This window comes from Bacillus sp. R45 (assembly GCF_021729365.1).
Taxonomy (GTDB): domain Bacteria; phylum Bacillota; class Bacilli; order Bacillales; family Bacillaceae; genus Bacillus; species Bacillus velezensis.
On record NZ_CP091421.1, the window covers coordinates 1,234,286 to 1,259,240 of the forward strand.

26 protein-coding genes, 4 riboswitches and 1 other annotated feature are annotated in these 24,955 nt (G+C 47.2%); of the genes, 17 read left to right on the top strand and 9 right to left on the bottom strand.

Annotation, left to right across the window (positions count from 1 at the left end; all coding sequences use genetic code 11):
* Positions 1-82: 82 nt before the first annotated feature.
* The 8 genes from L3V45_RS06455 to L3V45_RS06490 all read left to right on the top strand — a co-directional run bounded on the left by L3V45_RS06455 (position 83) and on the right by L3V45_RS06490 (position 6,326).
* Entirely contained in the window at positions 83-601 is a 519-nt protein-coding gene (locus L3V45_RS06455) for an acyl-CoA thioesterase (protein ID WP_236837307.1), read from the top strand.
* A gap of 99 nt (positions 602-700) precedes the next feature.
* Complete coding sequence (locus L3V45_RS06460) at positions 701-1,246, top strand: GNAT family N-acetyltransferase (RefSeq protein ID WP_014304873.1); 546 nt, start codon at positions 701-703, stop codon at positions 1,244-1,246.
* 12 nt (positions 1,247-1,258) lie between these two features.
* Positions 1,259-1,367: riboswitch (guanidine-I (ykkC/yxkD leader) on the top strand.
* Positions 1,368-1,433: 66 nt separating this feature from the next.
* Positions 1,434-1,772: a DMT family transporter gene (locus L3V45_RS06465; RefSeq protein WP_003154767.1), complete on the top strand. Its 339-nt coding sequence runs from the start codon at positions 1,434-1,436 to the stop codon at positions 1,770-1,772.
* Complete coding sequence (locus tag L3V45_RS06470) at positions 1,772-2,086, top strand: DMT family transporter (protein WP_003154765.1); 315 nt, start codon at positions 1,772-1,774, stop codon at positions 2,084-2,086. Before L3V45_RS06465 ends, L3V45_RS06470 begins: the two co-directional genes overlap by 1 nt.
* Positions 2,087-2,159: 73 nt before the next feature.
* Positions 2,160-3,062, top strand: a complete 903-nt coding sequence (gene purU / locus L3V45_RS06475; RefSeq protein ID WP_003154764.1) for a formyltetrahydrofolate deformylase — start codon at positions 2,160-2,162, stop codon at positions 3,060-3,062.
* A gap of 86 nt (positions 3,063-3,148) precedes the next feature.
* Positions 3,149-3,361: a binding site (T-box leader), on the top strand.
* A gap of 69 nt (positions 3,362-3,430) precedes the next feature.
* Positions 3,431-4,543 (top strand): glutamate 5-kinase, encoded by a 1,113-nt coding sequence (proB, locus tag L3V45_RS06480; protein ID WP_236837308.1) that lies wholly within the window; start codon positions 3,431-3,433, stop codon positions 4,541-4,543.
* The gene (proA, locus tag L3V45_RS06485) at positions 4,540-5,787 is read left to right on the top strand and encodes a glutamate-5-semialdehyde dehydrogenase (RefSeq protein WP_025851754.1); all 1,248 of its coding nucleotides are present in this window, start codon (positions 4,540-4,542) and stop codon (positions 5,785-5,787) included. The genes proB and proA overlap by 4 nt, the downstream gene beginning before the upstream one ends.
* Positions 5,788-5,900: 113 nt before the next feature.
* Positions 5,901-6,326 (top strand): organic hydroperoxide resistance protein, encoded by a 426-nt coding sequence (locus L3V45_RS06490; protein WP_014304876.1) that lies wholly within the window; start codon positions 5,901-5,903, stop codon positions 6,324-6,326.
* Between the two features lie 27 nt (positions 6,327-6,353).
* Here L3V45_RS06490 and L3V45_RS06495 read toward each other — a convergent pair whose 3' ends face one another.
* Positions 6,354-6,800 (bottom strand): MarR family winged helix-turn-helix transcriptional regulator, encoded by a 447-nt coding sequence (locus L3V45_RS06495; RefSeq protein WP_014304877.1) that lies wholly within the window; start codon positions 6,798-6,800, stop codon positions 6,354-6,356.
* Between the two features lie 137 nt (positions 6,801-6,937).
* On the opposite strand from L3V45_RS06495, the gene L3V45_RS06500 reads away from it, so the two are divergent.
* The 4 genes from L3V45_RS06500 (at position 6,938) to L3V45_RS06515 (ending at position 9,691) form a co-directional block, all read left to right on the top strand.
* Positions 6,938-7,348 (top strand): organic hydroperoxide resistance protein OhrB, encoded by a 411-nt coding sequence (locus L3V45_RS06500; RefSeq protein ID WP_003154758.1) that lies wholly within the window; start codon positions 6,938-6,940, stop codon positions 7,346-7,348.
* 140 nt (positions 7,349-7,488) lie between these two features.
* A complete protein-coding gene (locus L3V45_RS06505) occupies positions 7,489-8,073 on the top strand; it encodes an alpha-helical endospore appendage domain-containing protein (RefSeq protein WP_025851750.1) in 585 nt (194 codons plus the stop codon).
* 21 nt (positions 8,074-8,094) lie between these two features.
* On the top strand, positions 8,095-8,559 hold the full coding sequence (locus L3V45_RS06510) for a hypothetical protein (RefSeq protein WP_003154756.1): 465 nt from the start codon (positions 8,095-8,097) through the stop codon (positions 8,557-8,559).
* Positions 8,560-8,563: 4 nt separating this feature from the next.
* Positions 8,564-9,691: a glycosyltransferase gene (locus L3V45_RS06515; RefSeq protein ID WP_236837309.1), complete on the top strand. Its 1,128-nt coding sequence runs from the start codon at positions 8,564-8,566 to the stop codon at positions 9,689-9,691.
* 20 nt (positions 9,692-9,711) lie between these two features.
* Here L3V45_RS06515 and L3V45_RS06520 read toward each other — a convergent pair whose 3' ends face one another.
* Positions 9,712-10,755 (bottom strand): BclA C-terminal domain-containing protein, encoded by a 1,044-nt coding sequence (locus tag L3V45_RS06520; RefSeq protein WP_088005370.1) that lies wholly within the window; start codon positions 10,753-10,755, stop codon positions 9,712-9,714.
* A 242-nt stretch (positions 10,756-10,997) separates the two neighbouring features.
* Positions 10,998-12,182, bottom strand: coding sequence for an MFS transporter (locus L3V45_RS06525; protein ID WP_236837310.1), 1,185 nt, complete (start codon positions 12,180-12,182; stop codon positions 10,998-11,000).
* 81 nt (positions 12,183-12,263) lie between these two features.
* Between L3V45_RS06525 and yeiL the strand changes: the two genes are divergently transcribed.
* Positions 12,264-12,935, top strand: coding sequence for a transcriptional regulator YeiL (gene yeiL / locus L3V45_RS06530; RefSeq protein WP_003154752.1), 672 nt, complete (start codon positions 12,264-12,266; stop codon positions 12,933-12,935).
* 48 nt (positions 12,936-12,983) lie between these two features.
* Here yeiL and metE read toward each other — a convergent pair whose 3' ends face one another.
* Positions 12,984-15,272 carry a 5-methyltetrahydropteroyltriglutamate--homocysteine S-methyltransferase gene (gene metE, locus L3V45_RS06535; RefSeq protein WP_003154751.1) on the bottom strand — a complete coding sequence of 763 codons (2,289 nt, stop codon included), beginning with the start codon at positions 15,270-15,272 and terminating at the stop codon, positions 12,984-12,986.
* A gap of 83 nt (positions 15,273-15,355) precedes the next feature.
* A riboswitch (SAM riboswitch) is annotated at positions 15,356-15,510 on the bottom strand.
* A gap of 139 nt (positions 15,511-15,649) precedes the next feature.
* Positions 15,650-16,609, bottom strand: a complete 960-nt coding sequence (locus tag L3V45_RS06540; RefSeq protein ID WP_014304883.1) for a S8 family peptidase — start codon at positions 16,607-16,609, stop codon at positions 15,650-15,652.
* 219 nt (positions 16,610-16,828) lie between these two features.
* On the opposite strand from L3V45_RS06540, the gene L3V45_RS06545 reads away from it, so the two are divergent.
* A complete protein-coding gene (locus L3V45_RS06545; RefSeq protein WP_236837311.1) occupies positions 16,829-17,662 on the top strand; it encodes an STAS domain-containing protein in 834 nt (277 codons plus the stop codon).
* Between the two features lie 45 nt (positions 17,663-17,707).
* Here L3V45_RS06545 and L3V45_RS06550 read toward each other — a convergent pair whose 3' ends face one another.
* Genes L3V45_RS06550 through L3V45_RS06560 form a run of 3 tightly spaced genes read right to left on the bottom strand, consistent with a single transcriptional unit; the run spans position 17,708 to position 20,667 of the window.
* On the bottom strand, positions 17,708-18,469 hold the full coding sequence (locus L3V45_RS06550) for an energy-coupling factor transporter transmembrane component T family protein (protein WP_022553447.1): 762 nt from the start codon (positions 18,467-18,469) through the stop codon (positions 17,708-17,710).
* Positions 18,444-20,081: an ABC transporter ATP-binding protein gene (locus L3V45_RS06555; protein WP_048367181.1), complete on the bottom strand. Its 1,638-nt coding sequence runs from the start codon at positions 20,079-20,081 to the stop codon at positions 18,444-18,446. The genes L3V45_RS06550 and L3V45_RS06555 overlap by 26 nt, the downstream gene beginning before the upstream one ends.
* Positions 20,068-20,667 carry an ECF transporter S component gene (locus L3V45_RS06560; protein WP_003154744.1) on the bottom strand — a complete coding sequence of 200 codons (600 nt, stop codon included), beginning with the start codon at positions 20,665-20,667 and terminating at the stop codon, positions 20,068-20,070. Before L3V45_RS06560 ends, L3V45_RS06555 begins: the two co-directional genes overlap by 14 nt.
* 181 nt (positions 20,668-20,848) lie before the next feature.
* A riboswitch (TPP riboswitch) is annotated at positions 20,849-20,962 on the bottom strand.
* Between the two features lie 148 nt (positions 20,963-21,110).
* On the opposite strand from L3V45_RS06560, the gene L3V45_RS06565 reads away from it, so the two are divergent.
* The 3 genes from L3V45_RS06565 to mgtE all read left to right on the top strand — a co-directional run bounded on the left by L3V45_RS06565 (position 21,111) and on the right by mgtE (position 24,463).
* On the top strand, positions 21,111-22,373 hold the full coding sequence (locus L3V45_RS06565; protein ID WP_003154742.1) for a glycoside hydrolase family 18 protein: 1,263 nt from the start codon (positions 21,111-21,113) through the stop codon (positions 22,371-22,373).
* A 90-nt stretch (positions 22,374-22,463) separates the two neighbouring features.
* The gene (locus L3V45_RS06570; protein WP_003154740.1) at positions 22,464-22,601 is read left to right on the top strand and encodes a transcriptional regulator SplA domain-containing protein; all 138 of its coding nucleotides are present in this window, start codon (positions 22,464-22,466) and stop codon (positions 22,599-22,601) included.
* A 106-nt stretch (positions 22,602-22,707) separates the two neighbouring features.
* Positions 22,708-22,873, top strand: a riboswitch (M-box (ykoK) riboswitch).
* A 234-nt stretch (positions 22,874-23,107) separates the two neighbouring features.
* Entirely contained in the window at positions 23,108-24,463 is a 1,356-nt protein-coding gene (mgtE, locus tag L3V45_RS06575) for a magnesium transporter (protein ID WP_014304888.1), read from the top strand.
* Between the two features lie 35 nt (positions 24,464-24,498).
* Here the strand turns inward: mgtE and tnrA are convergent, their stop codons facing one another.
* Positions 24,499-24,831: a MerR family transcriptional regulator gene (tnrA, locus tag L3V45_RS06580; protein WP_003154734.1), complete on the bottom strand. Its 333-nt coding sequence runs from the start codon at positions 24,829-24,831 to the stop codon at positions 24,499-24,501.
* Positions 24,832-24,955 lie beyond the last annotated feature (124 nt).

Genomic DNA, 24,955 nt, shown 5'->3' on the forward strand with positions numbered 1-24,955 from the left:
AGACAAAACGATCAAAGTATTGTTTAATAGGGTACAGATGAAATGTCAAAACGACCAGACACCAAAGGGGAGTTTAAATAATATGAAGTTTCCAGAATCAAGATTTTGCAAAGAAACAAGGGTTGTCAAGACAAGCAGGGTTTTTCCGCTTGATACGAATAATCACAATACGCTGTTTGGCGGAAAGCTGATGAGCTATATTGATGATATCGCTTCAATTTCCGCGGCCCGCCACTGCCGATGTGAAACAGTCACGGCCTCAATGGATTCTGTGGATTTTTTGCGCCCGATCGGCCAACAGGATTCCGTATGCCTTGAATCCTACGTCACATGGGTCGGCACATCGTCTATGGAGGTGTTTGTCAAAGTCATTAAAGAACATCTGATGACGGGTGAACGCGAGCTTGCGGCAACGTCGTTTCTGACATTCGTCGCGCTCGATTCAAACGGGAAATCGGTGCCCGTTCCGCGGATCGTGCCGGAAACCGAGGAAGAAATCATGCTTCACAATACGGCCGTTCAGCGCGCCGGAGAACGAAAAAACCGCTTAAAACACAGCAAGGCCCTGGCCGAGGCGCTCGGAACAGATAAACCTTGGTAATCGTCAAACCGCTTTTTTTAAAAGCGGTTTTTTTATGCTGAAAAAGGACTTTTCCTGCCGGGTCCATAATTTATTACAGGGAAAGGAGACGTGGCGTGCATGATGAAACATAAGTCTTCCGGCACCATCCTGACAACCGGGCGTATCCGTCTGCGGACTATGCGGGATGACGATGAAGACAATTTGTACGGGCTGTTTACCGACAGAGAGGTCATGAAATATTATCCTTCTCTTAAAAGCAGACGGGAAACGAAGGAATGGATTGCCTGGAACAAACGATTGGCCGCAGGATACGGCGTCAGTCTTTGGATCGCAGAGGATAAAGTGACGGGCGCATTTCTCGGTCAATGCGGAATCGTTCCGCAGACGGTAAACGGAAACACTTTGATGGAAATCGGCTATATGTTTGCCCGCTGCCGCTGGGGCTGCGGCTATGCGACAGAGGCGGCGAACGCCTGTCTGGACTACGGTTTTCATACGCAGCAATACGGACGCATAGCGGCGCTGATTGATCCGGAAAATGCTGCCTCCGTCCGCGTCGCGGAAAAAATCGGCATGGTGCCCGGTGAGACCGTTACCAAATGGGAGAGGCGGCTGACGGTATTTGACATCACATCTGACGTTGAACGTTTCGGCGAAATGTAGTATGATACGAACAGACATGTTTTCTAGGGTTCCGCATGTTCATACATGGCCTGGTCCGAGAGAAAACACATATGCGGACATATCCCGCATATGCACACGGAGGGAAAAAAGCCCGGGAGAGTCAATCTCATGTGAGACGACTATTCCGGGCTTTTTGTATTGCCCGGAAACAGAAAGGATGAAGAACATGAAATGGGGTTTAGTGGTCATAGCGGCCGTATTTGAAGTGGTATGGGTCACCGGCCTGAAACATGCTGATTCGGCACTGACGTGGGGCGGCACGATTACGGGAATCATCATCAGTTTTTATCTATTAATCAAGGCGACGGACAGCCTGCCCGTAGGAACGGTATATGCGGTCTTTACCGGACTCGGGACAGCGGGCACCGTGCTCAGTGAAATCCTGCTTTTCAAAGAACAGGCCGATCCGGTAAAAATCGTGCTGATCGGCGTTTTGCTGATCGGTGTCATCGGATTAAAGCTGGTCACACAGGATAAGCCTGAGACGAAGGAGGAGAAGGCGTAATGCATTGGATAAGTCTGATAGCCGCGGGTCTTTGTGAAATGCTCGGGGTCATTTTAATGAATCAATTTCAAAAAGAAAAGAAAGTCAAGTGGATTCTCTTCATAATCGTCGGCTTTGCGGCTTCTTTTTCCCTGCTTTCTTATGCGATGGAGACGATTGCGATGGGCACGGCCTATGCGATCTGGACCGGTATCGGCACGGCGGGCGGCGCTTTAGCCGGCATTCTTTTCTACGGCGAGCAGAAGGATGCGAAGCGCATCTTTTTCATTGCGCTTATTTTGTGCGCAGCCGTAGGGCTGAAAATTCTTTCGTAAATTGATTTTTATCAAATTTTCAGTATAATCTATAATAAGTTACGAATTATGAAGATACGAGGGATTAAAACAGATGAATTCATATATGACACAGCGGCTGAAAGAATACCGCCGCGGTAATGAGGAAAAAGGGCGCCTGCTTGTCAGCTGCCCCGATCAGCCGGGAATTGTATCGGCTGTTTCCGCGTTTTTGTTTGAACACGGCGCGAATATTATTGAATCAAATCAATATACGACTGACCCTGAAGGCGGACGTTTTTTTCTCAGGATCGAATTCGACTGCAAGGGCATTCGTGAGAAAAAGGAGGATTTACAGCAGGCGTTCGCCTCAATCGCCCAGACATTCGGCATGACATGGAGCCTCTCTCTGGCAAGTGAGCTGAAGCGAGTGGCGATCTTTGTATCCAAAGAGCTGCACTGCCTTCATGAACTGATTTGGGAATGGCAAAGCGGCAATATGATGGCCGAAATTGCGGTCGTCATCAGCAACCATGAAGAGGCGAAAGAAGTGGTCGAGCCGCTGAATATTCCGTTCCATTACATGAAAGCTAACAAAGACATCCGCGCTGAAGTGGAGCGGCGCCAGCTTGAACTGCTGGAGCAGTATAAGATTGATGTGATCGTTCTTGCCCGCTACATGCAGATTTTGACGTCTGATTTTGTATCTGCCCATCCGAATCGGATTATTAACATCCACCATTCATTTCTGCCGGCCTTTATCGGCGCTAATCCGTATAAACGGGCTTATGAGCGCGGAGTGAAATTAATCGGCGCGACCTCTCACTATGTGACGGACGACCTTGACGAAGGGCCGATTATTGAACAGGATATTGAACGCGTCGATCACAGAGATCACGCAGAGGATCTGAAGAATATCGGCAGAACGATTGAGCGGAGCGTGTTGGCAAGAGCCGTAAAATGGCATCTGGAAGACCGTGTCATCGTTCACGGAAACAAAACGATCGTATTTAATTAATGACGGTCCGCCGGGGAGGCGGGCTGTTTTTTATGGATGAAAATGTCTTGACAAGAACCTGTTTTCTTTGCATAATATAAAAAAATCATTGAGCGTTGAAGAGGATCAGTACGCAGAACTTTCTGTGACAGAGAGCAAAATGGCCCGCTGAAACATTTTGCCGCATGAAACCTGCCGAACCTGCCTTGGAGTCCTGAGGGGAAAACTCAGGCGCGATACCTGGCGTTACAGGAAAGCGGGACGCGTGAAAAACGCGTTCAAACAAGGTGGTACCACGGAAAGCCCATTTCGTCCTTATTTTTCAGGACGGAATGGGCTTTTTTTATTGACGAGAGCCGGTTTGGATTGATTGCCACGGAGGAGAAACGATGAAAAAACAAAGAATTGTTGTGAAAATCGGGAGCAGCTCGCTCACCAACAGTAACGGAAGTATTGATGAAGCAAAAATCAAGGAACATACGGAAGCCATTTCTTTATTAAAAGAAAACGGGCATGAAGTGATCCTCATTACCTCAGGCGCGGTGGCAGCGGGTTTTTCCGCTCTCGGCTATCCGTCGCGACCCGTTACGATAAAAGGAAAACAGGCAGCTGCCGCAGTCGGCCAGACGCTTTTAATGCAGCAATATATGGACCATTTAAAAGGATACGGTCTGACGCCGGCACAAATTTTATTAACAAGAAATGATTTCTCAAAAAGAGAGCGGTACAGAAATGCCTATGCCACTGTAATGGAACTGTTGGAGCGCGGCGTCGTGCCGATTATTAATGAGAATGATTCCACATCAGTCGAAGAGCTGACGTTCGGTGATAACGACATGCTGTCGGCGCTTGTAAGCGGTTTGATTCATGCAGACCAATTAATGATTCTCACAGACATTAACGGGCTGTACGATGCCAATCCGAATGAAAACCCGGACGCAAAGCGGTTTGACTATCTGAATGACATCACACCTGAATTGCTCGGATATGCCGGGTCAGCAGGCTCAAAGGTCGGCACCGGAGGCATGAAGTCAAAACTTCTCGCCGCTCAGACCGCATTGTCGCTCGGGGTGAAGGTGTTTATCGGAACCGGCTCCGGACGTGAAAAACTGATGGTGATTTTAAACGGAAAAGGCGACGGCACTTATATCGGCGATAAAGACCTGTCCTCAGTGAATAATACACGGCAATGGATCATGTTTCATTCTCCGATATCAGGGGAAATCATCATTGATGGGGGAGCGGAGCAGGCGATGATCCATAACGGGTCAAGTCTCCTCCCGGCCGGCGTCGCCGATGTCTGCGGCAGTTTTCCGAAAGGAGCCGTAGTGGAAGTCAGAGGGCCCGGCGGCATTATCGGCAAAGGGCAGACGCAGTACTCATCCGATGAAATTTTAGAAGCCAAAGGGAAGCGGAGCGACCAGCTTTCAGGAACGAAGCAGGTGGAAGTGATTCACAGAGATGATTGGGTGAATTTATTTGACGAGGGGGAACACGAATGAGTGAAGTATTGCAAAAAGCAGCTTTGGCAAAAGAAGCGGCTGCCGAAATGGTCATGAAAACGACGGCTGAAAAAAATGAAGCGCTCCAATGTATTGCAGACGGACTCAGAAATGAACGCCGGCTTATTTTAACAGAGAATCAGAAAGATATTGAAGCGGGACGGAACAGAGGACTGACAGCTGACATTATTGACAGGCTGACGCTTGATGAAAAACGCCTGCTCGATATCGCGGACGCCGTGGAACTGCTAATCGGTCTTGAAGATCCCGTCGGTGAATCATTGGAGACCATTCAAAAAGAGAATGGATTATCTATTGAAAAGATCCGCGTGCCCCTCGGAGTAGTGGGCATGATCTATGAGGCCAGACCGAACGTTACCGTAGACGCGGCCACACTCTGCCTGAAAACCGGAAACGCGGTTGTGCTCAGAGGAAGTTCTTCCGCCATCCACAGCAACATAGCGCTTGTCAATGTGATGAAACGCGCACTGGGGCTGTCAAAGCTTCCGATTGATGCCGTTCAGCTCATCGAAGATACAAGCAAAGAAACCGCCAAACAGCTCTTTACATTAAATGACGGGCTGGATGTATTGATCCCGCGCGGCGGTAAAAATTTAATTGATCTTGTGGTCAGGGAATCAACCGTACCCGTTTTAGAAACCGGAGCGGGCAATTGCCACGTGTACATAGATGAGTCAGCAGATCCCCTTATGGCAAGCGAGGTCGTCATCAACGCCAAAACACAGCGTCCTTCGGTCTGCAATGCGATTGAATCTCTTCTGATTCATGAAAAATGGGCCGAAGAACACGGACGAAAGCTGCTGAATCAGCTGACAGAAAAAGGGGTTGAGCTCCGAGGAGACCAGGTGATTTGCGGACTGGAGCCTCAAGCGAAACAAGCAGAAGAAGCCGATTGGGGAGCGGAGTACCTGGCGCCGATTCTCAGTGTAAAAACGGTGCAGGACGTACAGGAGGCGGTCCGCCACATTCAGCAGTACGGCACAAACCATTCAGAAGCCATTCTGACGGAGAACGCCGAGCATGCGGCTTACTTCCAGACCGCCGTTGACGCCGCCGCCGTGTATCATAATGCTTCAACCCGGTTTACGGACGGTTTTGAATTCGGATACGGAGCCGAGATCGGCATCAGCACGCAAAAGCTTCACGCGAGAGGGCCGATGGGACTTCCGGCGTTAACATCTACAAAAATCATCATCAAAGGAAACGGACAAATCCGGGTATAATCTTTTAAGCTTATCCTTCAAAAAGGGTAAGCTTTTTTTATGCGGAAAGATTGACGGTTTCCATTATATTTCGTAAAATTAAATTGTACACAATATAATAGAGGTGAATTTATATGACAAAACCATTATTTACTGCAACCGTTTCAGCCGCAGGCGGACGTGAAGGGAAAGTCACGTCTTCTGACGGGGTGCTGAATCTTGATGTTGCCATGCCGGGAACGCCAAGAGCAAAAAAGCTCGAACAAGCCACAAACCCTGAACAGCTGTTTGCCGCAGGATATTCAGCCTGCTTTGACAGCGCTCTTCAACTCGTAGCAAGAAAAGAGCGTCTGAGTATTGAAACAGAGGTCACTGCGCATGTCAGTCTGCTGAAAGATGAAAGCGACCAAGGATATAAACTCGGCGTCACCCTTGAGGTCAAAGCTTCCGGCATTGAGAAACAGGAGCTTGAAGCCCTTATCCAAAAAGCGCACGGTGTGTGCCCGTATTCAAAAGCGACAGCGGGAAATATTGAAGTGAAGCTTCTGGCAGCAGAATAAAAATAAGGATGCCCATTCGGGGCATCCTTATTTTTTGCCGTGCAGCGTTTTCAAAACCTCATAAAGCGACTGTTTTACCTGCTTTAATTCCTCTTTTGACAGTCCCGTCTGTTCCAGCATGGCAATGGGGATATCCGCCGCTGTATTCTGCAAGGCCCGTCCTTCATCTGTGAGCCTGATCGTCACGGATCGCTCGTCTTCAGCCGACCGCTTTCTCATGATGATTCCGTGCTGCTCCATCCGTTTCAGCATCGGTGTCAGCGTTCCGGAATCCAGGTGCAAAAGCTCACCCATCCGTTTCACATTCAGTTCTTCGTGCTCCCATAATAAAAGCAGCGCCAAATACTGGGGATAAGTTACGTTGAGCTTATCAAGCAGCGGTTTGTACCGTTTCGTCATTTCCCTTGAGCTTGCGTACAGCAAAAAACAAAGCTGATTCTCCAGTTTCATATGTTCAAAATCTTTTTCTGCCATTACTTCTTTCACCAACTCTTTTTTGTTAACGTTACCCCTATTGTAGCCGAAAAACGGCCCATTTCCTATTGCAATCATGTTTAAAAATATGAGCAGGGGCAATATATACAGTAAGTACAATGAGGAGGCTGATAATAATGGCATTATTTACTTCAAAAGCGACCGCAGTCGGCGGACGAGCAGGACATATTAAATCCGAAGACGGGGTGCTGGACTTTGACATCATCATGCCGAATGCAAAAAAAGACGGAGAAACCGGCACAAACCCTGAACAGCTCTTTGCGGCAGGATATGCTGCCTGCTTCGGGGGAGCGCTTGAACTCGCCGCCCAAAAACAAAAAATCGACATGACCTCTGAAATTGAAGGACAGGTCAGCCTTTTAAAAGATGAGAGTGACGGGGGTTACAAAATCGGCGTAACGCTCGTCATTGATACAAAAGATCTTGATAAAGAAACGGCGGAGAAGCTGGTGCACGCCGCTCACGAGTTCTGTCCGTATTCAAAAGCAACAAGAGGAAATGTAGACGTCAAACTTGAATTGAAATAAAGAAACGAACGAATATCCCGGATTTCATATCCGGGATATTTTATTAACGAAAACATCAGTAATGATCTCTTCTCTCCCGGAATAAGAATACGATATAGCACTTTTGCATAATGACACCAAGAGAAAAGAGGGAGAAATCGATGACTCTTCCAAACATACCGAACATCACCCCCGACATTACACTCTCCAGATGTGAGACCCTGAACCTCCTTCTTTCATCCGTGGCTATGGAAGAAATCGGACTATCCCATATTCTGCAGGCGGAAGCGGAAAGGATTCAAATGTTTCTCAGCGCTTCCGGCGATCCCTCCTTAGGGGAATTATCATCAATCAATAGAAGCACTGAACGGCTCCTGCGCACCGTCATGAAATCACAACTCCTTTTGCAGACGAAGCTTGAAGACATTATCTACTTACAGGATGCTGAAGCCTGTATAGACCCGGACGATCCAAGTAATCCGAGTGATCCAGGCGATCCTGATGACCCGTGGAATCCGGACGACCCAAGTAATCCGAGTGATCCCGGTGATCCTGATGACCCGTGGAATCCGGACGACCCAAGTAATCCGAGTGATCCGGGCGATCCTGATGACCCGTGGAATCCGGACGATCCCAGTGATCCGGAAGATCCGTGTGACGACCTGTTTTACGGCCGTATTGGCTGCTGTGAGTGCGGGGATTGTGAGGACTGCGATTGGAAGAAAAAAGGCGGGGAGCGTTCATAAAAAAAGAGACGGGTGAAGCATATGCCGTATCCGAGCATCTCAAAAGCGAAACAGACATCTTTTGAAGCCTTGCATTGTCTCACGATGGCGCTGTTAAATATATTATCTGTGACCGTGGATAAAAGAAGGGGTTCAAATTACAAAGAAGAAATCAGGCTGTTCTCCGCATTGTGCCGCTGGCAGATGGAAACAGGCGGCCGGCTGTTTTTAATGATCAGCTTGGAAGAAGAACAGAAGCAGATGTATGCGCGGCACTTTCATGAAATGAAGACAGTGACGGAACGAACGAAAAAATTCATTTGTGAAAGCCCGCGCGAATTCCGGGCGCATCCCATTACGAAGCGGGCTGTCAGGCAGCTTCAGGAATGGGATGCAGAATCAACTGCCGAACCTGCCGTCAGATGGGTGCGGCCTGTCATCATAACGATGAACGGCACTCCTGGACGGCCTTGGTTCAATCAACAACTCCAAAATCGGGAAAGGTGAGAAAATGAGCGGAAATGCTGAATGTAAACTGACTCTTTGCATGATTGTGAAAAACGAGGAGAGATATATCTCCCGTTGTTTATCAAGTGTACAAGACATTGCTGATGAGATCGTCATCGCAGACACCGGATCACAAGATAATACAAAAGATATATGCAAAAGCTTTCAGGCAAGAGTGTTTGGTTTCGAATGGGAGAATGATTTCGCAAAGGCCAGAAATTACGCCCTGCAGCATGCCGAAGGGGATTGGATATTAGTGCTTGACGCGGATGAAGAGCTCGATCAGGAGACGGGCCGTTTTTTAACTTCGCTGCTTCATGACGGATTACCGAGCCGGGGACTTTTGAAAATCATCAATTATACGGGGAAGCAGCTCGATGAAAACGAAGCGTTTGAAAGCATGCAGCCGAGGCTGTTCCGCAATCATAAAGGCCTTCTGTATCAAGGCAGAATTCACGAGAATATCTCGGCTCCCAATGAGGAAGAAAACAATGCTTTTTTCACGCTCCCATGTGTGATTCATCACTACGGCTACTTGGAGCAGGAAGAAAAAATCAAACAAAAACATAAACGGAATATCAGCATATTAAATGAAGAACTTTCAGAGGAAAATCCTGATCCGTGGCTAGTCTATCATCTGGCAAGTGAATGTTACAGAATAAAAGACTATGAAAAAGCATTACATCTTGTCAACGGCTCAATATTTCAATTTTTAAGTGAGAAACGAATGCCTCCGTCTCTTCTGTATTTTCTAAAATATACAATATTGCTTGAGCTCAAGCGATATGAAGAAGCCGAACAAGGGATTCAAAAAGTGCTCAAGCTTTATCCTGATTACAGCAATCTTCATTATTATAAAGGCCTTGTATTATATCATTTGGAAAAGTACAGAGCGGCAATCAAAGCATTTGAAGCCGGAACGCAGGTTGAAGGAGAAAACGCTGATCACTTCATTTTAAAAGGTGCCGCCGATTTCAGAGCTTTTTATTATATGGCGAAATGCCATGCTGCATTAAACCATGATATGACGGCCATCGCTTACGCCAAAAAATCCGTAAAATTCAATCCGCAATTTAAACCCGCGCAAGAACTTCTGTCTCAATTAAAAAAGGATCAGCGGACAAACGCCTGATCCTTTTTTTGCATGTTCCATTAAGATAATCGAATAATGTTTAAAGCTGCGCCGGCACTTCCTCTAAGCAATGTGGCCGCACCCAATAATCCGAACAGCTGGAGCTGAATGGTGCTGCCTGCTGTCAAAGTCACAATAAAGGAGTTATTGAAGCTTGCCAAAGACGCGACCGGGGCAATAATCGAACTTGCAGCCGGAGTGCCGTTGATTAAGATGCGCGAACTTACTAGCAGGCCGGCCGTTAAATTAATATGGTAGGAAATATAGTACCGTCCTGCCGGAGCAACGGTGAATACAGTATTTGCGGCATTAGCGGTAATATCCGCTGAGAGGTTTTGTTCATTCGGTAAGGAAATGTCCGTGCCGCCGACAATAACTGCGACAACACCGCCGCCCGTATTGCTCGCATAGCCGGAAGTGGCTGTCAGACTTGTTCCGGTGCTTCCCGGAGGCCCTGTAATGCCGGTAGCCCCGGTAACTCCGGTCGGTCCTGTGGAGCCAGTAGCGCCGGTGCTTCCCGCCGCAGCTAAAAGTGTATAGTCAGCTGAGGTTTCAGGGGTTCCCGACGGGCTGTTTACGTTTGCGACATAAGAGCTGCCGTTATACAAGACAACCTGTCCGGTCGTGTAAGTAGGGGCGATCAGCGGATTAAAAGCAACAATCCCTTGAAGACCCGCACCCGTGACCCCCGTCGGCCCGGTCGGTCCTGTTGGCCCCGTCGCTCCGGCTGGTCCCGTCGGCCCCGTGGCACCAGTCGGTCCCGCCAGTGTAGGGATATTTGAGATACTGTCCAATTTTGAACCGAGAAGGAGCTCCTGTTTCATTAAGCTGTCAAGCGTATCCCGGACGCTCTCATTCAGGTTAAGAATATCCGCAAGACTTGACGGGGGTCCTGTTAATCCGGGGATCGTTCCGAGCGCGTATTGGATTTTTTCCCCTTCCGCATTCAGAATATGTGCCATTCCCAGCTCTTCCATAGCAATTGACGAAAGAAGAAGGTTAATGGTATCGTCTCTGGACAGTGTAACGACAGGGGTGATATTGGGCATATTAGGCTGTGACACAATGTCCCTCCTTATGAGTTGGCTGAAAATCATTTTATTGCGAACAAAGTTCCCCCAAAATGAGCGTAAGCAGTACTGTATCATTATATTCACTGATTCTGTCCAAGTTTCTGAACGAATTCTCTTCATTAATTTCATCATATATGAAGGAAATACTTTAAATATAGAGAAAATACATCGCACAGCATTCACAAAATCGGTCAAAATGACAGCGGGACATGTGATCGTCTATAAAGCGATGGCTATATATCTTGTGCGTTTCCTGCAAAAACGCTCTTTTTCATTTCAAGTTTTCTGTATAAAAGGGCGAGAAGCATGGACGGTATCGTACAAACAATCATTCCGATAAAGGCATACCGGGGTTCAATTTCATATAAAAAACCTCCGAAAATAGTAAATACCGCAGTGCTCCAGCTGAGAGCAAGCGCTGAATATATACCTTGGGCTTTCGGGATTTGCGCGGGTGAAATATTTTTAATTAAGTATTTCATAAATGCATAGTGTCCCATCGCGAATGAACAGGCATGCAGCGTCTGCGCAAGACAGAAAATGATGACATGCGGAAAGGCAAATACGAGTATCCAGCGTACGGTAGCACCAAGCGCCGCCAGGGCGAGCAAAGAGCCTGCCGTAAATTGATGAAAGTATCGGTCAGCGATTGCAAAGAAAATAATCTCCGCGATAACGGCGATGTTGATGATGATTCCGATGGCATATGCGGGCGCATCGATTTCCTGCAAAAAGAGATAACCGTAATTGTAGTAAGATGCATGTGCCGCCTGCAGTAAGATAACGATTGCGAGCACCAGACCGAAATATTTGATGCGGAATAAGGCAAACATGCCCTCTTTTCTTGCGCGGTCTGTTTCCGGCCGTTTTGAAAGAACAGCTGGCGCATGCATAAAGCTTAGGGATGTGAATATCAGGGCGCCCAAAAGCAGTGCCCATAAAATCGCTTGGTCTCCGAATATACCTGTAAAGACGGACAGGATGACGCCGGCTGAAACAAAACCCGCGGATCCCCACTGTCGGCTAGTCCCATAAGCCTTTAATTCGTTATGCTGTACAAGGACGCCGCAAGCGCTGTCTAAAGCAGGCATTAAAGCCGGGTAAAACACATGCAGCACTAATGTGACAAGAAGCAGGCTTTGAAAAGAATCAGCGGGAATATAACATAAAAGTGCGAGAAGCGTCCCGATTCTGGCGCCGTTTAATAAGGCTTTGCTGCTGAATTTTCCTGATAAATAAGGGAAGAAAAATAATGTGGAAATCCCTCTTGCCGCCAGGCCCAGACTCATAATGAAACTGGCTTCGGATACGGAAACCCCTTTTATATGCACCATCCATCCCGTCCAATAGGGCAGAAAAACACCCCATGTCATAAAAAAACTAAAAAAATGAAGACTCATCCAGCGATATGCTTTCATTCCCGTTCCTCCTTTAATTGGCATGTTATCATGTAAGGACATAAAGACAATATGAGATATCTCATATTTTTGGGGTGGACGATGGAAATTTATAAAGGCGAGAAAAAGCGGCATCAGTTAAAAAAACACTCAATCGCGCATTTATTCTCTTTCCCCGCTGAAGAGTTTATGGAAGTGCGCGAATATGAGCGGGACGAATGGATTATTCAAGAGGGCAGGAGGCCTGACTTCCTGTTTTACGTGATTGAAGGAAAAGCGAAAATATATGTAACCCACCAAAACGGGAAAGTTTCTTTAATTAATTTTATCAACAAAAATGATTACATCGGAGAGATGGAACTATTACATGAAGTGTATTACACAAAAGGAATTCAAGCCTCAGCGAAGACTGTTTGTTTTGTTCTGCCTATTTACCGCTGCCGCGCGCAATTGCTGCAGGATGCGAAATTCCTGCGTGAGCTGGCTAAGTTTTTAAGTGCTAAGGCAACGCTTATGGCTTCGAAATATTCACAAAGTCTGGCGTTCCCGCTTGAAAACCGGCTTGCTGATTTTATTTTGCAGACGGCTTATAAAGGGGTTTATAAAGAGAAGCACGTAACGGTCTGTGATTATTTGGGTGTATCTTACCGTCATCTCTTGCATGTGCTGACGCAATTCTGCCAAAAAGGGTATTTGCAAAAAGAGGGGCGGGGCTATCAAATTAAGCAGTATGATTCATTGTATGAACTTGCAGAAGCGCTGCAGAATAAGTAGCACGCCCAGAAAAAACAGCCACCCGCAATTTACGGATGGCTGTTTTCATTATACAAGCTGAGCTTGTTTTTTTCGTGCCTGTTTCGCGGCGTCGACCATATTTTTTAATGCCGCAACGGTTTCTTCCTGCTGTCTTGTTTTCAGTCCGCAGTCCGGGTTTACCCAGAAGCGGTCAGTCGGACACACCTCAAGCGCGTCATCAATAATTTGATAGATTTCTTCAGTTGCCGGCACACGCGGGCTGTGAATGTCGTATACACCGAGTCCGAGGCCTTTCACGTAAGGATGTTCTTTCAGGTACTCTAAAAATCCTCCGTGGCTTCTGCTGTGTTCGATTGTAATGACATCCGCGTCAAGATCATTGATCGTATCTACGATATCTTCAAAGTTGCTGTAACACATATGCGTATGAATCTGCGTCTCATTTTGCACAGAAGACGTCGTTAACCGGAATGCTTCTGCGGCCCAAGTTAAATATTCATCCCAATCCTGCGTTTTTAACGGCAGTCCTTCGCGGAGCGCGGGTTCATCCACTTGGATAATTTGAATACCGGCATCTTCAAGCGCTTTTACTTCTTTTCTGAGGGCAAGCCCGATCTGGAAGGCGATTTCTTTTCTTGAAATATCCACACGCGGGAATGACCAGTTTAAGATGGTGACAGGTCCCGTCAGCATGCCTTTCATGTGTTTTTCCGTCAGCGATTGGGCGTAGACCGTATCTTTTACCGTCATCGGTTCGATAAATTCGACATCTCCGAAAATAACAGGCGGACGTACGCAGCGTGAACCGTAAGACTGGACCCATGCATATTTCGTAAAGGCGAATCCGGCCAGCTTTTCACCGAAGTATTCCACCATGTCCGTCCGCTCAAATTCTCCGTGAACGAGCACGTCTAAGCCGATTTCTTCCTGAATGTCAACCCAGCGCTTCGTTTCCGCATTAATAAAGGCTTGGTACTGTTCATCCGTCCAATCTTTTTTCCGCCATTTTTGCCGTGCGCTCCGCACCTCGGCAGATTGAGGGAAGCTTCCGATTGTCGTCGTCGGCAGAAGGGGAAGACCGAGTGATTCATTCTGCAGCGCCAATCGTTCTTCAAAGCTTGCCGGACGGGAGAAATCTTTTTCCGTCAGCTGATTCAGCTCTTCTTTTTGAGCGGAGTTCGCTCCTGTTGCGAATGCTTTTAAAGCCTTAAGTGCCGCTTTTGATTCTTCGATCTGCTCACTGACGGCCGCTTTGCCGGACAGAAGCCCTTCTTTTAAGACGCCGAGTTCCGCCAGTTTTTCTTTAGCGTATGACAGGCCGTTCAGCAAATCCTTTTCAAGATGCTCGTCAGGGTGTTTCGCCACCGGCACGTGCAGAAGGCTGCTTGAAGGCTGAATCCATAACTCCTCAACATCAGCGTGGCTGAGGATATCCAAAGCCGCATCAAGGCGTTCTTCTACATCGATTTTCCAAATGTTCCGGCCGTCGACCACACCGGCTGCCAGCACTTTATCTTTCGGGAAGCCGTGCTTTTTCAATTGCTCAAGGTTTCTGCCTTTATCATGCACGAAATCAAGTCCGATTCCCTGTACGGGATAAGAAACGAGTTCTTCATATGCATCAACCGAATCGAAGTATGTCTGCAGGAGGACATTCAGCCCTGAAAGCTCTTTTGTGATCGCTTCATAGAGGTCTTTGGCGGCGCGGACGTCTTCAGAGGAAGCTGTCACAAGGGCAGGCTCATCAATCTGAACCCATTTGACGCCTTCAGCTTCAAGCTCTTTCAGCAGCTGCACATAAAGAGGAACAAGGCGTTTTTGAATCGCTTTCGCTTCTGATTCTTCGTATCCTTTCGCAAGCGTGACGAATGTATACGGACCGACGATGACAGGTTTCGTTTCCGCTCCGAATTCTTCTTTGATCCGGCGGTAGTCGTCAAGCTGTTTGTTTCTCGTCAGACGGAATTCAATGCTTTCGTCATATTCAGGAACGATGTAATGGTAGTTGGTATTGAACCATTTCGTCATTTCACTGGAAACGGCGTCTTTTACACCGCGGGCAATCGCAAAGTATGTATCAACGGGATCCGTGATGCTGCGGAATCTTTCCGGAATCCAGTTAAAGCTGACGGCGGTATCAAGCACATGATCATAATGAGTGAAATCAGAGACCGGCACGATATCGATATGTTGGTCAAGCTGTGTTTTGACAGCTGATAAGAATAAGCCGTCAAGCTCTTTAAGAAACGTTTCTTTATCAGTGTTTCCTTTCCAATAAGCCTCAAGTGCTTTTTTCCATTCTCTGTTCAAGCCGATTCTCGGAAAACCGAGGTTCGAAGTTTTGATTGTTGTCATTAAGTCTCCTCCTTTAAGTGAGATGTAACAAAAAAGCCTCTTTCTCATGAGAGAAAGAGGCTTTAACTTCAAAATGCAAGCCTCTCTTATCTCTCAGATCACGTCTGATGGAATTAGCACCGTGCCTTATGAGACAATCGTCTCGGCGCAAAAATCACGCGCCCCATTTCACAATGGAATTACGGTCGGTTGCTGTTGGGGTCAAAAGGCCAATCCCTCGCCCAACTCTCGATAAGAGAAAGTATTTCAATTTTTTTGAAAAGTTACATCATTTGTTGGTTATCTTATCAGCTTATTCAGATCACTGTCAATAGAAAATCTCACAATTTAAAAATTGGTGATGTGACAAACTGATCAATCATTATACGAGAAAAATATCAGAAAGACAGCAGCTGTGCCTGTTCGGCTCTTTCCATCAGCACTTCAGGCGCGTCTAAATATAGAAATCCGTTCCCGGCCAATGTTTTGGCGATGTCCAAAGGAAGGGTCCGCCGCACGAGCTGGGCGTAGACTTCAGCCTCAGAAAGCGTCCGCTGAAACGCGTCCTGTTCAAGCCCTTTTATTAAGGCAAGCGCTCCGCTCACATGCGGGGCGGCCATTGAAGTGCCCGTCAGCTTCCCGTATTTATGGTTGGGAAGGGTGGAGAGAATATTTTCTCCCGGAGCCACCAGGTCAATCTCTTTATTGGCGTTTGAAAATTCAGACGATTTACGGGCGATTGAGACTGATCCGACTGCGATCACTTCGTTGTAAGCGGCCGGATACGACAGTTCCTCTGTACGCTCGTCTCCGTCGCCTTCGTTTCCTGCCGCGCAAACGACCAGAACACCGCTTTTTACCGCATTTGTGACCGCTTCTTTCAGTTCAGGCACATCGCTTGGCCCGCCGAGTGACATGGAAATAATGTCCGCCTTTTGTTCAACGGCGTAGTTGATGCCGTTAATAATCCATTCGTATTTGCCGCTGCCGTTTTTCCCGCCGAGAACTTTAACGATTAAAAGGCTTGCTTCCGGCGCGACACCCGAAATTCCGCCGTTTGAATCATTGGCTGCAATCGTTCCGGAAACGTGTGTCCCGTGTCCGTTGTAATCGGAAATCACGTCTTCTTTGCCTCCGTCATCATCGGTGAAGTTTTTCCCGCCGACAATCCGGTCTTTCAAATCAGGATGATTGATGTCGCAGCCTGTGTCAAGCACCGCGATTTTAATATCCTTGCCTTTAAACCCTTTTGCCCACAACTCTGGCGCCTTAATCACTTTAATCCCCTCAGGAAGCTCGTTCACATCCATGATCTGTTCATCCGTGACATAAGGAATCAAATGCATTTCACCATTCATAAAAAAGCCCTCCTTTTTTATGCTTGCGAGTGGATACAAGGGTGTTGCTACTATTTTATGGCAGAGCATGCCGGCCGGAAAGAGTCATTTGAAGCATTTTCATAAAAAAGGCGTAATCTATCGGACTAAAAAATTTCAAATAAATGGATAGTTTGACAGCTTTCATTTTCATTCATGACCCGCTGACGCTATAATTGGAAATGGGAAAGGAGAAGAGAGATGAAGATAAATGAAGCGTTATACAGCTATTTTTCAGAACAAGTGGATCAAATTGCGAAAGAGTGGATCGAAACGATGGAAGATTCGGATCCGAATTCGATTTATTCTTTGACAAATCCCGTCATCACAGAAGAACTGACGGAGCAGGATAAAGAATTTTACCGGCATATTAATAAAATGTATATCATGCCGGAAAAAGAATTTTTAGAAGAATTCGAGCGGTGGGTGATTGAGCTTGCGAAAGACCAGAAGCATCTGGATACTCCCGTCCAGTATGTGGTCCGTGAATTCATGAGAAACCGGAGACTATACATCAGTTATTATGATGCGTTTGCCGATAAACATGAATCTTCGTTTGCCGAGGGAGAAAGGAAGAAATGGGAGAATTTAATTGCACAAGTATTTGATTTTACGATTTACACGTTTGTCGATCATACTGAGCATAACTCAAAAATGCAGCTGAATGCGCAAAGAGAAATGATTTTGGAGTTAAGCTCGCCGGTTATCACGCTGAGCAAACGGACGGCGCTGCTGCCGCTTGTCGGCGATATTGACACGGAGCGCGCCAAATTCATTCTTGAAAATACGCTGAGCACATGTGCAAAACGGCTGATTGAACATCTGTTAATTGACCTGTCGGGTGTAGTGGTTGTCGATACGATGGTGGCGCATCAGATTTTTAAATTAATTGAGGCGCTGAAATTGATCGGCGTCACGTCCACTTTATCCGGAATCAGGCCGGAAATTGCTCAAACCGCCGTACAGCTCGGCATTAATTTCTCAGAGATTACGGTCAAGTCCAATCTCGCTCAGGCTCTCAATTATCATCAATAACATACATAACAAAACAGGCTGCCGAATCACTCCGGCGGCCTGTTTTTATACAAACAACAATGAAATGAGCCAGCTTGCGCCGAATAACAGAAGCACGAGCAGGAAAAAGCACCAGTCGGCGCGGCGCACAGTAACAGTTCTGTAAAACGTGCGGTTTCGGCTCCCAGTAAAGCCTTTAGATTCCATCGCGATGGCCGTGCGTTCCGCCTTTCTGATTGCGCCTGCCAATAGCGGAATGGTGAAGCGCCTGAAGGCGGAGAGCTTTCCTTTCAGCCCGGAATCAGACGCCGCACCCCTGATTCTGTGCGCCTGCCGGATGATCAGGATTTCATCTTTCAGAAGAGGGAGAAACCGGAATCCCGCGATAACGCCGTATGCAAGCTTGGGCGGCAGCTTACACTGCTGAATCAGACTGAGCATGAACAGAATCGGATCGGTTGTGAAAAGAAACATCATCGACAAAGCGGAAAAACATAAAATACGAAACGCGATAGAAATCCCGAGCGCCGCGTTATCACTGTTGACGGCAATCGGCCCGAGCTTAAACAGCAGATTGCTCCCGGTTGTCGGGACGTTTCCGAATACGGCGGCTGTCCATAAAGAACCGAAGGCCAGAATGACAAACGGAATCGTGAACAGCAGCCATTTTTTCAGCGGCACACGCCCCGCCGAGAGGACGCCTCCCGCAATGATGATATAAAACAAAGCAGGGGTGTACGGATTATAAATAAATGACAGCATAATGACGCATAACAATACAGCCGCCGCCTTTATTGACGGGTTAACAGCCTCCAGCCGCAAGTTCATTTCTCCGCCTCCTGTCGTGTTTCATCCATTCATACCGCAGGGGCAAAGCTAAATGCGCCCGCTCCGCGATTCCGATATGATCAGAAAACAATGAGTCGGGCGTTCCGCGGTACACCAGCTTCGTGCCGCAGAGCACAAGGATCGTGTCGGCATAATCCGAGACGAGTTCCATATCGTGTGTCACCATCAAAACAGCCGTTCCTTCCTTTTGAATCTCACGGAGCATTTGCATACACTCCCGCGCCGTTTTGGCATCCTGTCCGAAAGTCGGTTCATCAAGCATCAAAACGTTCACATTGTGCATAAGCATCGTCGCGACGCTGAGCCTGCGTTTTTGTCCTTGGCTTAAAGAAAACGGATGCTGTGAGGCATGGCGTCTCATGCCGAATCGGGTTAACAGCTGAAGAGCTTTCTCCTTTGCGGCTCTGTTGCTTTCAAAACCGAACATCAGCTCTTGAATGACGGAATCTGTGACAAACTGGTGTTCAGGATTCTGGAAAACATATCCGATCTGTCGCCGCAGCTCTTTTTCAGAATAGGAATCAATCGGTCTGCCGTCTATTTTGATGTCTCCGCCCAGCGGACGGATGAGCTTGGCCGCGGCAGAAAGGAGCGTGGATTTTCCTGTTCCGTTAGGACCGGCAATCGCGGTGATTGAACCTTTTTTTACGGAAAAGCTCACATCCTGAAAAATGACTTCTGCTCCTCTTGAGAATGACAGTTCGTGAACGCTCAGCGCGTCTTCTGCCGAAAGCGCGGCGGGCCGGGGTTCGGGCAGAGATGGTACAGGTTCGTCAAACAGATTTTCTTTACACAATGTAAAAGGAATGCTGACGTGCTCCTGCAATGAGATCACACGCGGAATCGGAATGCCGAGCTGCATCAGCTCTTCAATCTTTGTTTCAAAGATAACGTCTGTCTCTCCGTCCATCACCTTCTGACCCGTTTCGTCAAGGACAATCGTCCTGTCCATCCACGGCGCCCAGTGATCAAGCTGATGTTCGATAACGAGAAGGCCGAAGCCTTTTTTTGCTTGAAGATCTTTGATCAGCCGCACTAATTCACGTGCCGAATATGGATCAAGCTGTGCCGTCGGTTCGTCCAAAATAATGAGTTCCGGTTCCATTGCAATGATACAGGCAAGCGCCACTTTTTGTTTTGAACCGCCTGACAGCGAAGCGATCGTTCGCGTTTTCAGATGAGTGATCTCTAATTTTTCTAAAACGTCATCGATGATTGCGTCCATATCTTCTTTTGTATATTGCAAATTTTCCAGGCCGAAGGCGATTTCATCTTCAACGGTCAGCATGCAAAACTGCTGGTCCGGATCTTGAAACACGACGCCGATGGATCTGGCGGCGGGTTCTGTCAGGTGTGAAAGAGGTGTTCCGTATAAAGAAACGGTTCCCGATTGAACCCCATCGCATGCTTCCGGGTACAGACCGTTTAAACAGAGAGCGAGCGAGCTTTTGCCGCATCCGCTCGGCCCGAGCAATAAAGCCCGCTCTCCTTTGCGGAGCTGAAAGGACACGTTTTGAAAAATCGGCTTTTCATCCTGATCATAAGAAAAGGTAAGACGGCCGGCGGATAGAAGGGGTTCAGATGCCTGCATCTTGGTTCACCTGTTTCTTTTTCTTCTTGAATTGTTTTCCGAGCGCCATGCCGTTCAGCACTCCTGTGTAAGCCAGCGCATCACTGATTGCTTTGCCGAGAAGGCCGGCAAGAAGCGCACCTGAGACCAGACGGATGAGAAGCATGACGGCTAATAAACCCGGATTCAAAACAGAGTATCCGGAAACGAACAAGTCATAAATGAAGCTTGTCACAGAAGACCCCATACCGGATAAAAGAAGCACGGGCAGGGTATACACCCGCCAGCGTGTCGCTAAAAAGACCGCTTCCGCACCGATTCCCTGTGCGATCCCGATCAGAATCACCATCGGTCCTGACGGATTTCCGAGTAAGCACTCCACAAACGCGGCGATGATTTCAGAAACGAGAGCCGCTCCCGGTTTTTGAATAATGTACGCGGCAATCACCGAGACGATAAACCAGATACCGTAAATCGGTTCGTAGCTCATCCGGCCGAAAAATCCTGCCGCTATATTGCTTGCATGAGTTGATACTAAATAAATGACAGCAAATACAACACTGATGACGGACATGACGACAATTTCTCTCATTTTCCAATTTTTCATTGTGATCTCCTGCTTTCTTATCGATAGTCGTAAGTATGAAAGAGTTGATTTTACGAAAGACGATTGATCGTAAGTTTCATATTGCGGTGTCCTCCCCCGTTTTTTAATGAAAAATAAAAAACTGCATATCCGAGGGAATATGCAGCAGCAGAACGAAAACGCATGGGGAAAAACCCTGCGCTCCGGTCAATCTGCACTTCCCCACGCTGGTATTATCCAGATCGGGTTATAAGGGATCAAAACACGCCTGCCGCATGTTTTATCTCAGCCGATAACAGCACCCCTAGTGCGTTTCCTATACAGTTTTTTATAATGACATCATCATAGTTGATCATGTCTGATTTGTAAACAGCCTTTCTCCGAACAGAGTTTGGAATCGGACCGGAAGATCATTCATAAAGATAAGAAGAGCCCTTTTGATCAAAAGGAAACGGAGGACATCTATGTTTGTTCATACAGTGCAGTCTGGCGACTCGTTATTTTCCATCAGCAGAAAGTACGGATACCCTGTTGACAGCATCAGAAGCGTCAACGGGCTTGAGGAAACGAATATCGTTCCGGGGCAGGCGCTTTTAATCCCTCTTAATGAATATACGGTTCAGCCGAATGATACGTATGCCGTTATCGCAGGTAAGGCTTATGTGCCGCAGATGCAGCTGATGCAGGCAAACCCGGATATTCCGCCGAACCGGCTGCGGACGGGTATGAAAGTGAAGATCCCTGATATCTCTAACTATCTTGCGGGAACCCTGCAATTTTATGTCATTCGGACGCCTGAAGCGGATAGAGAGCTGATTAATGATTTTGCGCCGTATTCTTCGGCGATTTCTTTGTTTGAATATCATTTCGGCCCGAATGGAGATATCATGAACGATTTAAACGACAGAACCGCAATAGAAACCACATGGCAGAACAGAGTGCGCCCGCTTGCCGTCATTACGAATCTGACAGAAGGGGGATTCAGTCCGGAATTAGCCCATCAAGTGCTGCAGAATCCGGCGGCAAGAACGAATCTCGTCAACAATATCGTCTCCTTAACGGTAAGAAAGGGATACGGCGGTGTAAATATCGATTTTGAACGGGTCAGAGAAGCTGACAGGGATCTCTTCACAGGATTTCTCCGGCAGTTAAAAACCCGGCTTTCAGAGCATCAGCTCGCGTTAACGATATCGGTTCCGGCGAAAACAAGTGATGCAGTGCCGTGGCTGAGGGGATATGATTACGGCGGAATCGGAGCCGTCGTCGATTATATGTTCATTATGGCGTACGACTGGCACCACGCCGGCAGTGAGCCGGGACCCGTGGCGCCTTTAACAGAGGTCAGGCAAACGATCAATTTTGCCATCAGCAGGGTGCCGAGAAGAAAAGTGATTCTCGGTGTTCCGCTGTACGGGTATGATTGGGTGATTCCGTACCGTCCCGGAACGATCGGATCTGCCATCTCCAATCAGCGCGCCATGGAAACGGCGATGAAGCATCAATCAATGATCCGTTATTCCCAGCAGGAGCGTTCCCCTTACTTCCGGTATACTGATGAAAATGGAAGAACGCATGAAGTGTGGTTTGAGGATGTACGGAGCATGAGTGAAAAAATGGTTCTCGTTCGGGAGTTCGGACTGCAGGCGATCGGCGCGTGGCAATTAACGCTCGGTTTCAAACCGGGCCCGTGGCTGCTTAGGAACTTTTTCACGATCCGAAAAATATAGCTGCATGTCCCTCTCCGTAAGTGATTTTTTCTTTCCTATGATAACGGAGCTTCTTTTGGACAATCTAAAATTGAGAAGGAGGTCTGTCATATGAAGAAAAGGGAAGAGCAGTATATCAACGAGGCTGAGTATGTACCGCATCCGACAAAAGAAGGGGAATACGCGCTCATGCTGCATGAATCCTATCATTTCCTTTCAGAAGAGGATGAAAGCGATTTGCCGGAATAAGGGCTTTATGCCTTTATTCCGTTTATTTTATAGGCATGTGCTGAAATCACAAATTTAAGGTTGACACATTCCTTTTTTTTCTGTAATCTCAGTGTGTCAATTCAAATAAGAACTTCGTTAGGTGAGGCTCCTGTATGGAGATACGCTGCTGCCCAAAAATGTCCAAAGACGCCAATGGGTCAACAGGAATCATCGACATAAGGTGATTCTTAACGCAGCTGGATGGCTGTCCTATGCCATACAGTGCTAAAGCTCTACGATTGGAGGCCCCGCACGTTTATTTGCCGTGCTTGTTTTCGCCTTCATATCGGAAGGTTTTTTTTATGCCTCAAAACGTACACGACTGAGCATGATAAGGAGGTGCGGAGTATGGATTCTCCCCATTCGAGTATGTCAGAAGAAGTACCCATATACAGCCAGATAACCAGTGACGACATGATGAGGAGACAAACCGCCGCACTTCCCTTGACGGACGGCGCGTCTCCGTAAAGGAGGTACGAGTCCCGATGGTCCAAAACATGACCTATGACGAACTCATATTACGCATTATCATTTTATTGCGGGACGGAAAAATAAAAGAATTCCGAAACATGATAGATGAGCTTCAGCCCTATGACATGGCATTTTTATTTAAAGAAATGCCGGAAAAGCACCGGGCCCGCTATCTGTCATATATGACGGTTGATGACATCACCGACATGATCGGAGAGCTGGAGCGGGAATTTCAGCTTGCCGTTTTGCATAAGGTCGGTAAAACGAAAGCCACTCTCGCAATGAATAAAATGGATAACGACGATCTCGCCGCATTGCTTGAAGAGATGGATGAAGAACTGAAAGAACAGCTTTTATCCAGTATGGAGGCTGAGGAATCAAAGGCCGTACAGCTTTTGATGAACTATCCGCAAGAATCGGCGGGCCGGATGATGACGAACCGCTTCGTCTGGATTCCGCAGCATTATACAGTAAAAGATGCGGTCGTGAAGCTGAAAAGTTTTGCAGAAATCGCAGAATCAATAAATTATTTGTACGTGATTAATGACAGCAAGCAGCTTGTCGGAGTGCTCTCTTACAGAGATTTAATTCTCGGCGAGCCTGACGATAAAGTGCAGGATCTCATGTTTACGCGTGTCATCTCGGCCGGGGTGCTCCAAGACCAGGAAGAAGTCGCCCGGCTGATCCAGCGGTATGACTTTTTAGCCATTCCCATCGTGGAAGAAAATAATGTGCTTGTCGGTATTGTCACTGTCGATGATATTATTGACGTCGTGATTAAAGAAGCCGATGAAGATTACGAAAAATTCGCAGCCTCCGGTAAGGCGATTACATTTGATACGAAAGCATACGTGGCGGCGTACCGCCGTTTGCCGTGGCTCATTCTGCTTTTGTTTATCGGATTGATTTCCGGAAGCATTCTGAATTATTTTGAAGATACATTGCAAAAAGTAGTCGCCCTCGCGTTTTTCATGCCGATGATCGCGGGAACGACGGGTAATACAGGCACACAGTCACTCGCCGTCGTCATCAGAGGACTGGCTAAAGAAGAAATGAATAAAAAAACCATTTTTAAACTGATTTTCCGTGAATTAAGAACCGGTATCTACATCGGCATTGTCTGTGCGATCGCGATTACGATCGTCGCAACCGTCTGGCAGAAAGACTTAACGCTCGGTTTTGTCGTCGGTTCATCGCTGCTTGCAACGTTGATTATCGGTACGATGGCCGGAACGATCGTCCCTATTATTCTTCATAAACTGAACATTGACCCGGCGATTGCGTCAGGACCGCTGATTACGACGCTGAACGATATTTTGTCCTTATTAATTTATTTCGGCATTGCAACTGCATTTCTTCATGCTTTATAAAAAAAGTCCGTCTCACAGGAGGCGGACTTTTTTGATCAGCGGTTTTTATACTTAAAATGAGCATTAAGCTGTCCTTCCAGCATTTTTTTGCGGAGCTGCGGGTCGTTTTTGAGAGCCTGTTCTTTTTTCCGCATGTCTTTTAAAATCTCAGCCGTCTGCACGCCGTCTTCCCGCTTGTTGGCAATATCCATCAGCCGCTCAACGTCCGCGAAGGAATACTTTCTCGTTCCCCGTGATGATCGCTGCGGGTAGATTAATTTCCGTTCTTCATAGTATCTGATCTGTCTGACTGACAATCCGGTTAATTCGCTTACAATGCCGATCGAGATTACTTTTTTATCTTTGTAAGATTGTTCGTCTGTCGTCATTTTTCCACCCCTGGATGTCTTTTACTCATATTATATAAGAAAAAAAGAGAAAAAACCTGACGCTTGTCAGGTTTTCTGACGCGGAATAGAAAATTTTAGAAAAAAAGCGGCAGAAAAATTGACA

Bases quoted from the DNA above. Each gene is read 5' to 3' on its own strand.
- purU (WP_003154764.1), top strand. From the start codon at position 2,160: ATGAATTCATATATGACACAGCGGCTGAAAGAATACCGCCGCGGTAAT.
- L3V45_RS06465 (WP_003154767.1), top strand. From the start codon at position 1,434: ATGAAATGGGGTTTAGTGGTCATAGCGGCCGTATTTGAAGTGGTATGG.
- L3V45_RS06570 (WP_003154740.1), top strand. From the start codon at position 22,464: ATGAAGAAAAGGGAAGAGCAGTATATCAACGAGGCTGAGTATGTACCG.
- L3V45_RS06550 (WP_022553447.1), bottom strand. From the start codon at position 18,469: ATGAACTTGCGGCTGGAGGCTGTTAACCCGTCAATAAAGGCGGCGGCT.
- tnrA (WP_003154734.1), bottom strand. From the start codon at position 24,831: ATGACGACAGACGAACAATCTTACAAAGATAAAAAAGTAATCTCGATC.
- L3V45_RS06540 (WP_014304883.1), bottom strand. From the start codon at position 16,609: ATGAATGGTGAAATGCATTTGATTCCTTATGTCACGGATGAACAGATC.
- L3V45_RS06565 (WP_003154742.1), top strand. From the start codon at position 21,111: ATGTTTGTTCATACAGTGCAGTCTGGCGACTCGTTATTTTCCATCAGC.
- L3V45_RS06490 (WP_014304876.1), top strand. From the start codon at position 5,901: ATGACAAAACCATTATTTACTGCAACCGTTTCAGCCGCAGGCGGACGT.
- L3V45_RS06470 (WP_003154765.1), top strand. From the start codon at position 1,772: ATGCATTGGATAAGTCTGATAGCCGCGGGTCTTTGTGAAATGCTCGGG.
- L3V45_RS06515 (WP_236837309.1), top strand. From the start codon at position 8,564: ATGAGCGGAAATGCTGAATGTAAACTGACTCTTTGCATGATTGTGAAA.
- L3V45_RS06560 (WP_003154744.1), bottom strand. From the start codon at position 20,667: ATGAAAAATTGGAAAATGAGAGAAATTGTCGTCATGTCCGTCATCAGT.
- L3V45_RS06525 (WP_236837310.1), bottom strand. From the start codon at position 12,182: ATGAAAGCATATCGCTGGATGAGTCTTCATTTTTTTAGTTTTTTTATG.
- L3V45_RS06500 (WP_003154758.1), top strand. From the start codon at position 6,938: ATGGCATTATTTACTTCAAAAGCGACCGCAGTCGGCGGACGAGCAGGA.
- L3V45_RS06505 (WP_025851750.1), top strand. From the start codon at position 7,489: ATGACTCTTCCAAACATACCGAACATCACCCCCGACATTACACTCTCC.
- L3V45_RS06555 (WP_048367181.1), bottom strand. From the start codon at position 20,081: ATGCAGGCATCTGAACCCCTTCTATCCGCCGGCCGTCTTACCTTTTCT.
- L3V45_RS06510 (WP_003154756.1), top strand. From the start codon at position 8,095: ATGCCGTATCCGAGCATCTCAAAAGCGAAACAGACATCTTTTGAAGCC.
- L3V45_RS06460 (WP_014304873.1), top strand. From the start codon at position 701: ATGATGAAACATAAGTCTTCCGGCACCATCCTGACAACCGGGCGTATC.
- yeiL (WP_003154752.1), top strand. From the start codon at position 12,264: ATGGAAATTTATAAAGGCGAGAAAAAGCGGCATCAGTTAAAAAAACAC.
- metE (WP_003154751.1), bottom strand. From the start codon at position 15,272: ATGACAACAATCAAAACTTCGAACCTCGGTTTTCCGAGAATCGGCTTG.
- L3V45_RS06455 (WP_236837307.1), top strand. From the start codon at position 83: ATGAAGTTTCCAGAATCAAGATTTTGCAAAGAAACAAGGGTTGTCAAG.
- proA (WP_025851754.1), top strand. From the start codon at position 4,540: ATGAGTGAAGTATTGCAAAAAGCAGCTTTGGCAAAAGAAGCGGCTGCC.
- mgtE (WP_014304888.1), top strand. From the start codon at position 23,108: ATGGTCCAAAACATGACCTATGACGAACTCATATTACGCATTATCATT.
- L3V45_RS06545 (WP_236837311.1), top strand. From the start codon at position 16,829: ATGAAGATAAATGAAGCGTTATACAGCTATTTTTCAGAACAAGTGGAT.
- L3V45_RS06495 (WP_014304877.1), bottom strand. From the start codon at position 6,800: ATGGCAGAAAAAGATTTTGAACATATGAAACTGGAGAATCAGCTTTGT.
- proB (WP_236837308.1), top strand. From the start codon at position 3,431: ATGAAAAAACAAAGAATTGTTGTGAAAATCGGGAGCAGCTCGCTCACC.